Source organism: Parachitinimonas caeni (assembly GCF_030129945.1).
GTDB lineage: Bacteria > Pseudomonadota > Gammaproteobacteria > Burkholderiales > Chitinimonadaceae > Parachitinimonas > Parachitinimonas caeni.
On sequence record NZ_JARRAF010000001.1, the window covers coordinates 352,455 to 366,084 of the forward strand.

Consider the following 13,630-nt stretch of genomic DNA (forward strand, 5'->3'; position numbering starts at 1 on the left):
TGAAACAACAATGGCCGGCATCACCTGAGTGTGATGCCGGCCATTGTTGTTGATGGCGTCGGTGCTGAGCGGATTCGGTCAGATGTCGGCTTCGACCGAATTGCCGCGTGCTTCGAGCCAGGCGCGACGGCTGGATGCCTCGCTCTTGCCCATCAGCATTTTCATCATGTCCTGCGTGTTGGTGGCAACGTCCGGCGCTACCTTGACCTGCAGCAGCCGGCGGGTATCCGGGTTCATGGTGGTTTCAAACAGTTGCTCGGCACTCATTTCGCCCAAGCCTTTGAAGCGCGAAATCTGCCAGCTGCCTTCCCGCACCTTTTCCAAACGCAACTTGTCGAGAATCGCTTCGAGCTCCGACTCATCCAGCGCATAGGCTTTGCGCGGCGGCTTGTTCTTGCCGCTGCCCGCAACATCCACCCGATACAGCGGTGGCTGGGCCACGTAGATGTGGCCGTGGGCGATCAGCTGGGGGAAGTGCCGGTAGAACAGTGTCAGCAGCAGTACCTGAATATGCGAGCCGTCAACGTCGGCATCCGACATCACCACGATCTTGTGGTAACGCAGGCCCGATAGATCAGCCGGACTATCGGCGGCATGCGGATCGACGCCAATGGCCACCGCAATATCGTGGACTTCGTTGTTGGCGAAGATCTGGTCGCGATCGACTTCGAAGGTGTTGAGCACCTTGCCCCGCAAAGGCAGGATGGCTTGAAAGTCTTTGTCGCGCCCCTGCTTGGCCGAGCCACCGGCCGAGTCACCTTCCACCAGAAACAGCTCGCAACGCTCCGACTCATCGCTGGCGCAATCGGTCAGCTTGCCCGGTAATACCGCTACGCCGGAGGATTTTTTCTTCTCGACCTTCTGCGCCGATTTCATCCGGCTCTGTGCCTGCCGGATGGCCAATTCAGCCAGCCGTTTGCCGTAATCGGTGTGCTCGTTCAGCCATAGCTCGAACGGGTCTTTCAGCATGGATGACACCAGCCGTACCGCATCGCGGCTTGATAGCCGCTCCTTGGTCTGACCTTGGAACTGCGGGTCCAGCACTTTGGCCGAGAGCACAAACGAAGCGCGGGCGAACACGTCTTCCGGCAGTAGCTTGACGCCCTTGGGCAGCAGGCTGTGCAGCTCGACGAAGTTCTTGATGGCGTTGAAGACGCCATCTTTCAGTCCGTTCTCGTGGGTGCCGCCTGACGGGGTCGGGATCAGGTTGACATAGGATTCGCGTGCGACCGGGCCTTCTTCGGTCCAAGTGATGACCCAGGCAGCGCCTTCGCCCGGAGCAAAGGTTTCTGAGTCGTTGCCGATGTATTTTTCGCCAGCAAACAGCGGGACGACGGTGGTGTAGCCGGTCAGCATCTCGTCCAGATAACCAGCCAGCCCCTGCGGATAATGCCAGGCACGCTCATCGCAGCTGCCATCGCGCTTTTCGAGGGTGAGTGTTACCCGTATGCCGGGCAATAGCACCGCCTTGGAGCGCAGGATGTGCTCAAGCTCGGCCAGCGGAATGGTCGGGCTGTCGAAGTATTTGGCGTCAGGCCAGGCGCGTACCCAGGTGCCGGTATTGCGCTTGCCGACTTCGTTGACGGTTGCCAGCGGCTCAATCACATCGCCGCCGGCAAAGGCCAGCGCATGCTCGGTGCCCTCGCGTTTGACGCGAACTTCGAGTCGGGTCGAAAGCGCGTTGGTGACCGATACCCCCACGCCGTGCAGGCCACCGGAGAAGCTGTAGGCGCCACCATCTTTCTTGTTGAACTTGCCACCCGCATGCAGCTGGGTGAACACCACTTCAACCGTCGGTCTGCCCACTTCAGGGTGAATGCCTACCGGAATGCCGCGACCATCGTCCGCCACGGATACCGAGCCATCGGCCCAGACCTTGACGGCAATCGTCTTGGCAAAGCCGGCCAAGGCTTCGTCGGCCGCGTTGTCGATGACTTCCTGGATGATGTGGAGCGGATTCTCGGTGCGGGTATACATGCCGGGCCGGTGCTTGACCGGCTCCAGGCCCTTGAGGACTTTGACCGAGGATTCGTCGTACTGATTAGCTTGCGCCATGGCTCACTCGGGAATGCAAAAACGGTCCGCAGTCTAGCACAGGCCATGCCCGCCATCGGGGTAATCAGGAATTGCCGGGCCGGGTTGGGGTGGCCGGTATGGGTGGGAAGTGGGGCGGTTCATGACGAGCGCGTGCATGCCCGGCAGAAAAGTATTGCGAGATGTAACAGCTTCAGGCTCAAAGCCTTTATTTATAGGCTTCTGGCATGTGAACGGTTGGTTCCGGGGGATAAGAGGCCTCCCATTTGTCATAAGCTTATGCTAATAATCTTGCCTGATAGCGCTGCGACTGGCGCAATGGGAGACGATACGATGAAACTTCGCAAGCTGTGGATAACTACCTTGCTGGCCTTGGCTGCCACGAGCGCACAGGCTGCCGGCAAGGCAGACCAGTTCAGCGTGATTGGCAATGCCACAGATAACCCCAGTAACCTGGCGCTGACGGCGACTCTGAATCCTGCACCGGCTGATCTGGGTGCCAATGGCTCGGTCTGGGTGGGGGCGCTGTTTGGTAATCAGGTGTTCATGCTGACGCCACAGGGCTGGGTCGTCCCCGCGTCGGGTCCGCTGCCGGCTTTTTCCAATGGCCCGATCCAGCAGCAGACGGTGCCGATTCTGAACGGCATCAATGTCTCGGGGCTGGAGTGTGCGCAGGTGCTGGTAGGCTATGGTCGCGATCAGGCTGATCTGTTTGGTTCCGGCACCTACGGTGCGGTGTATCAGGTGCCTGCCAAGGCTCAGCGCACCACACCGTTGCCGTGCAGCACAATGGCGGATGCCGATATTGCCCGTTTTCTGGAACAAGCCACTTTTGGCCCGAATCCCACGCAGATTGCTGAAGTAAAGCGTATCGGTATCAAGGCATGGCTGGAGCAGCAATTCGCCCTGCCTGCTTCAACACTGGGCGATTATCCTTACTACCCGACTTCAGCACCGACCGATTGCAACAGCATTTGCCAGCGCGACAACTACAGTACTTTCCAGCTGCAATTGCGCTTCTTCCAGAACGCGATGACCGCGCAGGATCAGTTGCGGCAACGCGTGGCGTTTGCCTTGTCACAGATCCTTGTGGTGTCGGGGGCGACCATCAATCAGGCTTATGCAATGGCGCCGTACCAGAACATGCTGATCAACAACTCTTTCGGCAATTTCCGCACCATCCTGAAGGAGATGACGCTCTCGCCTGCCATGGGCCGTTATCTGGACATGGTCAACAATGGCAAACCCACCAATGCCAGCCAGCAGGCCAACGAAAACTATGCGCGGGAGTTGCTGCAACTGTTCTCGGTTGGCTTATGGAAGCTGAATCCGGACGGCACTGTGCAGACGGATGCCGCTGGCAAGCCGGTGCCGACATACGATGAAGCGGTGATCAAAGGTTTTGCCCTGACGCTGACGGGCTGGACTTTCCCGACCCAGGCTGGCCAGACCCGCAAGACCTACAACCCGACTTACTACATCGGACCGATGGAAGTGGTGGCAACCAACCACGATACGACGGCCAAGACCTTGCTGGATGGCGTGACGCTGCCTGCCGGCCAGACGCCGGATGCCGATCTGGAAGCCGCTCTCGATAATGTATTCAACCACCCGAATGTCGGCCCCTTCATCGGCCAGCAACTGATCCAGCATCTGGTGACCAGCAACCCCAGCCCCGGCTATGTGTCGCGAGTGTCTGCTGTGTTCAACAATAATGGCGCGGGGGTACGTGGCGATCTGAAAGCCGTGGTCAAAGCCATCTTGCTCGATCCGGAAGCGCGTGGCGGCATGAATACCGACCCGGGCTTTGGGCATCTGAAAGAGCCGGTGCTGTTTACGACGCATTTCCTGAGGGCGCTGGGTGGCATCAGCGATGGGGTTTCTCTGCGTACCCAGACCAGCGTAATGGGTCAGAACGTGTTGAATTCACCGACGGTGTTCAACTTCTACCCGCCGGATTATGTGTTGCCAAACGGTCAGCTCGGGCCTGAATACGCCATCCTGAATACCTCGACCGCGCTGGCTCGGGCCAATTTTGTCTACAACATGGTCTATGGCGGTGGTGCCAAGCCTGATACCTCGGTGACCGGGGCGGTGGGTACCACGCTTGATCTGACCAGCCTCAGCACCCTTGCCGGCGATCCGGCGGCGCTGGTTGATCGCCTGTCGATACTGTTGTTGCACGGCACCATGTCCACCGATATGCGTAATCAGCTCATTACTGCCGTCAACGGTGTGGCCGCCAGCGATGCCATCGGCCGGACCCGGCTTGCGGTCTACCTCGTGTCCACATCTACCCAATTCCAGGTTCGGAGATAAACCATGGCCCTTTCACGCCGACAATTGCTTCAGGGCGCGGCCACTGGCCTCGCCGCAACCTTTGGCCCGCTACGCTGGATGGAGGCGCTGGCAGCGCCTGCCAACGATTACAAAGCGCTGGTCTGCATCTTCCTGTTCGGAGGAAACGACGGCAACAATATGGTCATACCGATGGAGGCTGCCGAATACAGCAGCTATGCCACGGCGCGTGCCGGCATGGCCCTGGCCAAGGACAGCCTGGCCTCGATTGGTGCGCCAACCAGCCTGGGTGGGCGGACTTTCGGCCTGCATCCCGGCATGGCGGATCTGGCGCCGCTGTTCCAGCAGAAAAAACTGGCGGTGTTGTGTAACGTCGGCACCTTGCTGGCACCCATGACCAAGGCGCAGTACGCCACCCGCAGCCTGCGGCCCTCCAATCTGTACTCGCATTCCGACCAGGCCAACCAGTGGCAGACCTCGCAATCGCAAGGCATTGCCCGCAGTGGCTGGGGGGGGCGGATTGCCGATGCGGCGTATGCATTGAATGGCGGGATTGCGGTACCCATGGTGATGTCGCTGTCCGGTTCCAATCTGTTCTCGATTGGCGCCCAACGCTCACCGCTGGTGCTGCCAACATCCGGGACTTTCGGCCTGTCTGGCACTACCGGCACCGCTGGCACAGCGCGACTGGACTCCGTGCGCAAATTGCTGGGGCTGGACCGTGGCAACGAGATGGTCGATGCCGCCAGTGCGGTCATGCTGCAGGCGATTGATAACAGCGCGTTGATGAACCCCATTATCAACAGCACGACTTCGGCTGCGGCGCCAGCTTTTGCCAATCTGAATTCCAGCATTGCCAAGCAGTTGTATGCCGTGGCTCGCATCATCGAAAACCGGGCGGCTACCGGCCTCAAGCGGCAGATCTTCTTCTGTTCGATGGGGGGGTATGACACCCATAGCGACCAGCTCAATGCCCAGACCAATCTGCTGACGCAATTGGGGCAGGCCATGGCTGCCTTTGCAAAAGCGACCGACTTGCTGGGCGTTTCCGACTCGGTGGTGACGTTTACCGGTTCGGATTTCTCGCGCACGCTCAAACCTGCTTCGGGCGGTGGGACCGATCACGCCTGGGGTAATCACCAGCTGGTCATGGGCGGTCCGGTAAAGGGCGGCGACTTTTACGGTACTTTCCCGAAACTGGAGCTGAAAGGGCCGGACGATGTCGACGGCGCCGGGCGCTGGATTCCCACGACGTCTGTCGATCAGTACGCTGCGACACTGGCCAACTGGTTCGGTGTGGCGCTGGGGGATATCGGCAGTGTGTTGCCCAACCTTTCCCGCTTTGCGACGCCGAATCTGGGGTTTCTGTAAAGGTTGAACGTCGTTCTTGTGGGTGCCGCCTGATTGGATGACAAGCTCAGGCGTCGATGTCAAAAAGCCGGATTCTGTAAAAGAATTCGGCTTTTTTCAAAGAATCTATTGGCAAAAATTAAATAAAACACAAAACCTGATCAAATATTAAGGTCTTATTTAAATTTGATGATTTTCTTTGAATTTTTCATGAAACATTTATCGCGAGTAATTAAATACCACGCCATAGTCCATATAGTTGCCTGTTCTGACAATGCTTTCCACGGAATCGCCAGCCCCCATATATGCATGGGCTGAAACGTGCATGCTATTTGCGGGGGGGCCTACAACCGGGCTGGTATAAGCACGCCCGTGCTGCTCAGCCAGGTTTTTGCACTGAATGCCGAGCAAGAAGCCCAATACGGCGTAATTTTCGTCGCTGCCCAGGATGTCATCGTATGTAAAGGTCAGCGTATTGCTGTTGCTGCCATAGCTGAGCGTCTGGGTGACTACCGTGTAGCAATGTACAGAGCCTGCATGAGCGGCAGTCATCAGGCCAAAGGTAGACAAAAGGGAAAGGATAATTTTATTCATTGTTTTCTTTTAAATAGTGGTTGCTAAAAAATATCCAGATCAATAGCTAATCTGGATGATCTGCATTTCAAATTCAAAAAAATGAAATGCAAGGCGATGATAGTGGGGATGTGGTTTTGGCGCAAGGCCGATCCAGTGAGTTTTTCCGGGGCTGTCAGTAAAAACTCGGAGTGTGCCGGGTGCGTGTTGGCAAGTACTTGTTCCCCCATGAAAAACGGCGTCCAGTGTAAGTCTGGACGCCGTTTCTGACGGGATGACTTGATGCAGATCGAGTCGTGACTACTGACCCTGCGCCGCAGTCTTGGTGGTTTTGGCGGCCTGCGCAAAGTCACCGGCGTAGACATGGGCGAAGCGTGCAGGATCAATATATTTCTTGATGGCAGCGTTAACGTCGTCCAGTGTCACCGTTTCGATGCGGGCGTCCAGTTCTGCTGTGAATTTCATGGTGCGGTGACGGTCGAGCTGGTCAAGATGCATCGCTGCCAGTGTGCTGTCCTCTGCGCGGCTGATCTGCCGTTGCTGCAGCAGGCCCTTCTTGGCGTCGGCCAGCTCCTCGGCACTGATGCCGTTGACGACAAAGCGTTCCAGCTCTTCCTTCACCCCGGCTTGCAGCTTGGGCAGGTTTTGCGGGGCGTAAATGGCAATCAGCAGCAGGGTACCGGCGGTTTCATGGCTGGATACCTGGAGCCGGCTGCCCGCGTAATAGCTGATGCCGTCTTTTTGACGCAGGCGGTCGAGCAGGCGTGACTTGATCCCACCACCCAGAACTTCCTGTACCAGCAACATTGCCGGGTAGTCGGCCGCCTGGTCGTTGAGCTTGATCGGCAGGCTGGCGACGTAGAAGGCGTTGGCTTTATCCGGCGTTTCTATCGACTTGCTGTCGGCCTTGGGTTCGTTGACCGGGTCGGCGATCCGCGCATAGCGGTTCTTGGCCTTCCAGTCACCAAACAGGCTCTTGATCTGGTCTTCGCTGGCTTTGGCATCGAAATCGCCTACCAGAGACAGCTCGCCGTCCTGCGCACCGTAAAACTTCTGGTAAAAGCCTTTGACGCCGCCAAGACTCAGTGCCTTGGTCTCGGCCAGCAATTCGGTGAAGTCCGGGGTGTAGCGGATGTCGTCCTTTTTGTAGTCATTCCAATGCCGATGCCAGGCCAGCAGGGCAATCGGCTGCGGCTCGACGCTATCGCGCTGGATGCTGGTGATCTGCTCGGTTTTCATCTGCTCCAACTCGGTGGCCGGGAAGGTGGGGGCGCGTAGTACATCCCGCAGCACGGTCAGCAATTCGGGCAGATTCTTGCGCACGGTTTCGAACTGAACATCAACGTGTTGCCCACGGCCGCTGATGCTGACTTTGGCCTTGAGTTCGTCAAACTTGCTCTGCAGTTGCTGGCGACTCAGCTTGCCGGCCCCCCGGCTCAGCATTTCTGCGGTGGCGGCGGCGTAGCTGCGCTGGCCGCTCAGGCTGGCCAGTTCGCCCAATTGCAGGCGAATGGCGCCACTGACGGTTTCGCCGCGTGTCTTCTTGGGCGTAAAGGCGACTTTCATGCCATTGGCCAGGGTGAAGCGCTGGGTGCGCTGGTCGATATTGGTCGGGCTGGAGTCGAATTTCTCGCCCTCTACTGCAGCAGCGCGGCCTTTATAGTCGGCAACCAGTTTGGTCACGTCCGGCGTGGCCGGCATGGTGATGCGGTTAGGCGTCTTGGTTGGGACGAACTGGCCAAAGGTACGGTTGCTTTCTTTAAAGTAGTTTTCGGCAACTTTCTGCACCTCGGCGACGCTCAGGGCTTCGATCTGGTCGCGCTGCAGGAAGAACAGACGCCAGTCGCCCTTGGCAATCGCTTCAGACAGTTCCACGCCCAGCGTGCGAGGGTCGTTGATGGTTTTGTCGATGCCATTGAGCAAGCTGGCTTTGGCCTGCTTCAGTTCGGTTTCGGTGATGGGTTTTTGCTTGATGTTCTCGATCACGTCGAGCATCTTTTTGCGGGCTTCGGCACTGGACTGGGTCTTGGCCAACTCCGCCCAGAACAGGATGTAACCTGGCTCGGTCAGGGCGACGTTCCACGACTCCACGCCAGAGGCTTTCTTGCCTTCGACCAGTGTTTTGTGGAGGCGGCCATTGGGGGTGCTGGCCAGGATTTCCGAAAGCGCTGCCATGGCTGCGGCGTCGGCATGTGCGCCGGCCGAGGTGTGGTAGAGCGCGCCCAGCAAAGTGGTTTCGCCTACGCGGCTGACCGTTACTTCACGCGCGCCGTCCTGCACGCTGTCCTGCGTATAGGTGCGTTCCAGTGCCCGGCTCGGCTTGGGAATGGCGCCAAACTGCTTTTCGATCAGCGCCAGCGTCTTGGCTTCATCAAACTTGCCTGCCACCACCAGCACTGCGTTATCAGGCTGGTAATACTTGCGGTAGAACGCTTGCAGGCGGTCGATGCTGACGTTTTCAACATCGCTGCGTGAGCCGATGGTGGGCTTGCCATAGTTGTGCCAGTCGTAGGCGACTGAGCTGAGGCGCGACCACAGTGCCATTTTCGGGCTGTTATCGTTCATCTCCAGCTCATTACGGACCACCGAGAACTCAGTATCGAGATCTTTGCGGGCAATGGTGCTGTTGACCATGCGGTCGGCTTCCATTTCGAGTGCCCACTGCAGGTTGTCGTCAGAGGCGGCGAAGGTTTCGTAGTAATTGGTGCGATCAAAGAAAGTGGTGCCGTTGAAATCCATGCCGCGCTTGCCCAGCTCCTGCATGATGTTGCCGCGGTTGGGCGTGCCCTTGAAGGTCATGTGCTCAAGCAGGTGGGCCATGCCGGTTTCGCCGTAGTTTTCGTGGCGCGAACCCACCAGATAGGTGAGGTTGACCGTCGTCGTGGCTTTCGAGGCATCGGGCGCCAGCAAGACACGCAGGCCATTGGCCAGGCGATATTCTGTAATGCCTTCTACCGTGGTGACTTTCTGCACGGACGCGCTACTGGCTGTCGTTGTGGCAGCGGGGGTGTTGGCAAATGCGGCAGGCGATCCTGCCAGGGCAAACGCAGCCAGGATGGCTGCAACACTAGGTTTGATCTGCATCTCTTCCCAATTTCCTATTGTTCAAGACAAACAATGGCAATGGCCGGCACCGGTGTACATGGCACCGGAATCCGGCCGCTTCCTCGACGGCTGTTGACGGCTTCTTTACCGCGCGTCTCAGGCTCAACCGCGCCAGCAGCATACGCCGCTCCCGATACGCTGGGCAGCACTCATGAGATGAAAGCCGGTTTCGCGGGCGCCAATCGTCAATTTGTGGGCGCGACTGGCAATGGCAAACCCAGAAATGCGCAAATTTCGGGCAAATGGCGCTCGAAATGCTCAAAACTATGGCTGCCGCCTGCCTCGACGGTCTGCCGTGCCCCGGCGTAGTAATCCACTGCCTGCCGGTAATCAAGCGTCTCGTCGGCGGTTTGCACCATCAGCCAGTAGCGCCCGGCAGTGAATGTGGGTGGCTCCAGCCGGGCGAAGGCGGCAACGTGGCTGTCATCAAGAAAATACCGTTCACCGCTGTACAGGTTCTGCTGCCAGCCCAAGTAATCACGCAACAGGTGCTGAGGTTTGACGCCGGGGTTGACCAGCACCGCCTTGCTGCCGAATCGCTCCGCAGCCCAGGTAGCGTGAAAGCCGCCCAGTGAGCTGCCGATAAAGCCGACTTCGGGCAGGCCATGCACGGCTTTGATGATGGCCGCTTCGGCTTCATCGGGCATGGCGGGCAAGGTGGGGCAGACAAAGCGGTCACCCAGCCCGTGGGCGTTCAGAAAAGCCTGGGTCTGGCGTGCCTTGACCGAGGCCGGGCTACTGTTGAATCCGTGAAGGTAGACGATGTACATGACGCAATCACCGATAGCGGATGGCAGCGTCGGCTGCGGCCAGCGCGTGCAGCTCGGTGGTATCGAAGGTTGGCACGGGTGAATCGGCCGCACCAACCAGCATCGAAATCTCGGTACAGCCGAAAATGATGCCCTCCGCACCGTCTGCCACCAGCTGCTTGATAATGCGCCGATACGCTTCGCGAGAATCGTCTTTTACCTGACCAAGACACAGCTCCTGATAAATGATGCGGTGAACGACTTCGCGATCGGCGTCGTCCGGCGTCAGCACCTCAATGCCGTGGCGCTCGCTGAGCCGACCCTTGTAGAACGGCTGCTCCATGGTAAAGCGGGTGCCCAGCAAGCCGACTTTTTTGATCCCTGCCTCGCGAATGGCGGCCGCTGTGGGTTCGACGATGTGCAGGAGCGGGATCGACACGGCAGCCTCAATCGCGGGTGCCACTTTGTGCATGGTGTTGGTACACAAGATGATGAAGTCGGCTCCGGCGGCTTCGACCGAGCGCGCTGCCAGGGCGAGCTGTCGTCCGGCTTCGTCCCAGTCTCCTTTAGCCTGCAGCTGCTCAATCTCGTGAAAATCCACGCTATGCATGACGAGCTTGGCTGAATGCAGTCCGCCCAAGCGCTGGCGAATGGCTTGGTTGATTAGCCGGTAATAGCCGGCCGTTGATTCCCAGCTCATACCCCCTAAAAGGCCCATGGTTTCCATCGTGTTTGCCCCTTTCCTTGTCATCGTCGAGGCGGTAGGACTGGCCTCTTGCCGGAAAAGTTGCGCGCGACACACTGCGCTGGCAAGCCCGGGTTTCCGGCCGAGCCAGAATGCTTGTCGGTCCACATATTCAATTTAACCAAATAAGCAAAGCGCCGAGCGATAAGCAAAATGGCTTGAATCCTCAACACAGTGTTTGCTGAGGTGTCGGCTTGGTGTTGGTGTAGGGAATCCCCTACAGGCGGTTGGGTGTGGCGATTGTGTTACAAAACATATCCACAGGTGGGTTTATAGGCCTAAATGCTGAAAAATCATGGTAATATTTCATGACTATCAGTCAATGCTTATTTGATTTATGCATATGGTATATTTGGCTTCCTCCGCAAGGGAGCTAGTCTGCCTGGCCGGGGAGTGCCTGGGCGAGTATCTTGGTTTGTTATGCAATGCAGCAAATTAGAAGTACTTTCTGATCAAAAAGTGATGGCTCCAAGTTGTTCGTAAAAGAATCTGTTACAGAAGATATTCATGAAATTCCACCGATACCACCTCAACCCGCACTGCACGCCACGAGACTGGCAGGCGATCAAGCTGCAACAGGCTGCCAGCCACGGCGATAGCATCGAAGGGCAGCAAGCGCTGGTGGATGCACGACGTTTCGATCTGGCCGCCAGTGAGATCGAAAAACTACTGGGCTGGAAGCAGTCAGCCCTCAAGCTGGCCAGCTTATTGTTGCCCGCCGATAACCAGCACGAGTGGTCGGCCCAGCAATGGTTTGAAGCCCTGTTTGCCGCAACCGTCCACGCACAAAGCGCCAATGACGAAGCGCACGACCCCCTGCGCAGCGAATTTGAAAAGCTGGCGGCCAGCCAGCAGCTCGACACCACACGCTCCCGCCTTACGCCCGGCCACTACGCCAACGATGCGACCCAGGCGGCTTGGCACATCTTCTGCCAGATCAACCCGACGCCTGCGCCGACCAACCTTTCCCCCGCCCTGGCAACAGCCTGAACCGTCGCCCGCAACGGCAAGCCGGTTTGGCTGCCGTGGCCTGCCGCGTGTTCATCCCCCGCCCCGACGCGCCGTCCGGCGCACTGGATTGCACTCTGCCTGGCATGCGCTACGCTAGATCTATCAATGGTTTAGCGGCAATTGCCGGCAGAGGTGATCATGAATACCCCACGTCAACTCGCATGCAGCCTGAGCTTGCTCCTGCCTTTGATGTCCTGGGCCGCCAAGCCCCAGATCGCAGGCGGCGAGCAACATACCCTGGCGTTGAAAAGTGATGGCACCGTCTACGCCTGGGGCGGCAATGCCGATGGCCAGCTGGGCGATGGTTCCACCGCCAGTCGTCTGACACCGGTTGCGGTAAGCGGGCTGAGTGATGTGGTGACGATCGCAGCCGGAAAGTCACACAGCCTGGCTGTCAAAGCGGATGGCACGGTCTGGGCGTGGGGCAATAACGGATTGAACCAGCTGGGCGACGGTACTTCCACCAGCCGAAGCGCCCCCAAACAGATAAATGGATTGAGCGGCGTGATTGCCGTCAGCGCCGGGGATTTCTTCTCGATGGCGCTCAAGGCGGACGGCACAGTCTGGAGCTGGGGCGACAACGGCAACGGCCAGCTGGGCGATGGCAGCAAAAATCAGCGCAGCACACCGGTACAAATCAAGACCCTGAGCGGCATCAGCGCCATTTCGGCCGGTTATTACTACGCGACAGCTTTGAAGTCGGATGGTACGGTCTGGAGCTGGGGCATCAACGACAACGCCCAGTTGGGTGATGGCACCACCACCGAGCGCGCCGAGCCGAAGCAGGTCGCCGGGGTGAGCGACGGTGTCGCCATTGCCGCTGCTTTCGGCCATGTAGCGGTCATCCGCCGCGATGGCAGCCTGCTGGCCTGGGGGCGCAACAATCATGGCCAGCTGGCCGATGGCAAGGCGCTCTACATTCCCCCCGAGACCATCGAATACCGCCCGTCCATTGCGCCGATGCAGGGCTTTACCAACAGTGCAGCCGTGGCGGCCGGGCTATATCACACCCTGGTGCTCGATAGCAGCGGAGCCATACAAGGTGTGGGTGGCAATATCCACGGCCAGCTCGGTAATGGCGCCAGCCAGCCTGAAGACCGGCCCAATGCTGTGGCCATTACCGCGCTGAGCCAAGTGGGCGCCATTGGCATCGGCCGCTTTCAGTCGTTTGCCATCAAGACCGATGGCAGTGTCTATGGCTTCGGCAAGAACGATGCCGGCCAGATGGGCGATGGCGCCAGTGCCAACCGCGCCAGTCCGACACCTGTGGTGGGTGTGGGCGGCACCGGCACACTCGACCTGGGCCTGTTCTGCGCCAAAGGCTGTGCCACCCTGGCGGTGGCAGGCAGCCGCACTAAGAAGGCTGGCGACATGCTCGACGTGCGGCTGGCGCTCAATGGCTTGGCCAGCCAGAGCAGCCTCGCGGGCAAGAATGTTGACCTCTACGTGGCTGTACAGCTGACCGATGGCTCGCTGCTGTTCATGAAATCGCCCCAACTCTTCGGCGCCCCGGCCTTCGACACCAGCGTCGTACCCTATCAGTCCAACCTCGCCACCACCGACCGCGAAGGCACCCTGATCAGCGCCTTCCCGCTCCCCGCCCTGCCCAAAGGCAGCTACCGGCTACTCACTACGGTCGTCGCCACCGGCAACAGCCCGCTCAATTCCGCCAATTGGGTGGGTGGGTTGTCGATGGGGGAGTTTGAGGTGCAGTGAGGGGGGGTGAATACAATTCGCATTGTATTATTTCTTACATACTATGCTT

9 protein-coding genes are annotated in these 13,630 nt (G+C 58.7%); 4 read left to right on the forward strand and 5 right to left on the reverse strand.

Annotated features, from left to right (window positions below; all coding sequences use genetic code 11):
* Positions 1 to 78: 78 nt before the first annotated feature.
* Positions 79 to 2,055, reverse strand: coding sequence for a DNA topoisomerase IV subunit B (gene parE / locus PZA18_RS01550; protein ID WP_284099005.1), 1,977 nt, complete (start codon positions 2,053 to 2,055; stop codon positions 79 to 81).
* 312 nt (positions 2,056 to 2,367) lie between these two features.
* Between parE and PZA18_RS01555 the strand changes: the two genes are divergently transcribed.
* Both PZA18_RS01555 and PZA18_RS01560 read left to right on the forward strand, forming a co-directional pair.
* Complete coding sequence (locus tag PZA18_RS01555; RefSeq protein ID WP_284099006.1) at positions 2,368 to 4,353, forward strand: DUF1800 domain-containing protein; 1,986 nt, start codon at positions 2,368 to 2,370, stop codon at positions 4,351 to 4,353.
* 3 nt (positions 4,354 to 4,356) lie between these two features.
* The gene (locus PZA18_RS01560; RefSeq protein WP_284099007.1) at positions 4,357 to 5,703 is read left to right on the forward strand and encodes a DUF1501 domain-containing protein; all 1,347 of its coding nucleotides are present in this window, start codon (positions 4,357 to 4,359) and stop codon (positions 5,701 to 5,703) included.
* A gap of 198 nt (positions 5,704 to 5,901) precedes the next feature.
* On the opposite strand, the gene PZA18_RS01565 is transcribed toward PZA18_RS01560, so the two are convergent.
* The 4 genes from PZA18_RS01565 to PZA18_RS01580 form a co-directional block, all read right to left on the reverse strand.
* Entirely contained in the window at positions 5,902 to 6,276 is a 375-nt protein-coding gene (locus PZA18_RS01565) for a hypothetical protein (protein ID WP_284099008.1), read from the reverse strand.
* 279 nt (positions 6,277 to 6,555) lie between these two features.
* Positions 6,556 to 9,339 (reverse strand): M16 family metallopeptidase, encoded by a 2,784-nt coding sequence (locus PZA18_RS01570; protein ID WP_284099009.1) that lies wholly within the window; start codon positions 9,337 to 9,339, stop codon positions 6,556 to 6,558.
* A gap of 206 nt (positions 9,340 to 9,545) precedes the next feature.
* Positions 9,546 to 10,130, reverse strand: a complete 585-nt coding sequence (locus tag PZA18_RS01575; protein WP_284099010.1) for a YqiA/YcfP family alpha/beta fold hydrolase — start codon at positions 10,128 to 10,130, stop codon at positions 9,546 to 9,548.
* A gap of 7 nt (positions 10,131 to 10,137) precedes the next feature.
* Positions 10,138 to 10,836 carry an aspartate/glutamate racemase family protein gene (locus PZA18_RS01580; RefSeq protein WP_284099011.1) on the reverse strand — a complete coding sequence of 233 codons (699 nt, stop codon included), beginning with the start codon at positions 10,834 to 10,836 and terminating at the stop codon, positions 10,138 to 10,140.
* Between the two features lie 525 nt (positions 10,837 to 11,361).
* Here PZA18_RS01580 and PZA18_RS01585 point away from each other — a divergent pair.
* Together PZA18_RS01585 and PZA18_RS01590 are read left to right on the forward strand one after the other, a co-directional pair.
* Complete coding sequence (locus tag PZA18_RS01585; RefSeq protein WP_284099012.1) at positions 11,362 to 11,844, forward strand: hypothetical protein; 483 nt, start codon at positions 11,362 to 11,364, stop codon at positions 11,842 to 11,844.
* A gap of 159 nt (positions 11,845 to 12,003) precedes the next feature.
* A complete protein-coding gene (locus PZA18_RS01590; protein ID WP_284099013.1) occupies positions 12,004 to 13,581 on the forward strand; it encodes an RCC1 domain-containing protein in 1,578 nt (525 codons plus the stop codon).
* Positions 13,582 to 13,630: the final 49 nt, after the last annotated feature.

What these genes read in the sequence shown, in the direction of transcription:
- PZA18_RS01590 (WP_284099013.1), top strand. Translation starts at nt 12,004, where the DNA reads ATGAATACCCCACGTCAACTCGCATGCAGCCTGAGCTTGCTCCTGCCT.
- PZA18_RS01555 (WP_284099006.1), top strand. Translation starts at nt 2,368, where the DNA reads ATGAAACTTCGCAAGCTGTGGATAACTACCTTGCTGGCCTTGGCTGCC.
- PZA18_RS01560 (WP_284099007.1), top strand. Translation starts at nt 4,357, where the DNA reads ATGGCCCTTTCACGCCGACAATTGCTTCAGGGCGCGGCCACTGGCCTC.
- PZA18_RS01565 (WP_284099008.1), bottom strand. Translation starts at nt 6,276, where the DNA reads ATGAATAAAATTATCCTTTCCCTTTTGTCTACCTTTGGCCTGATGACT.
- PZA18_RS01580 (WP_284099011.1), bottom strand. Translation starts at nt 10,836, where the DNA reads ATGGAAACCATGGGCCTTTTAGGGGGTATGAGCTGGGAATCAACGGCC.
- PZA18_RS01585 (WP_284099012.1), top strand. Translation starts at nt 11,362, where the DNA reads ATGAAATTCCACCGATACCACCTCAACCCGCACTGCACGCCACGAGAC.
- parE (WP_284099005.1), bottom strand. Translation starts at nt 2,055, where the DNA reads ATGGCGCAAGCTAATCAGTACGACGAATCCTCGGTCAAAGTCCTCAAG.
- PZA18_RS01575 (WP_284099010.1), bottom strand. Translation starts at nt 10,130, where the DNA reads ATGTACATCGTCTACCTTCACGGATTCAACAGTAGCCCGGCCTCGGTC.
- PZA18_RS01570 (WP_284099009.1), bottom strand. Translation starts at nt 9,339, where the DNA reads ATGCAGATCAAACCTAGTGTTGCAGCCATCCTGGCTGCGTTTGCCCTG.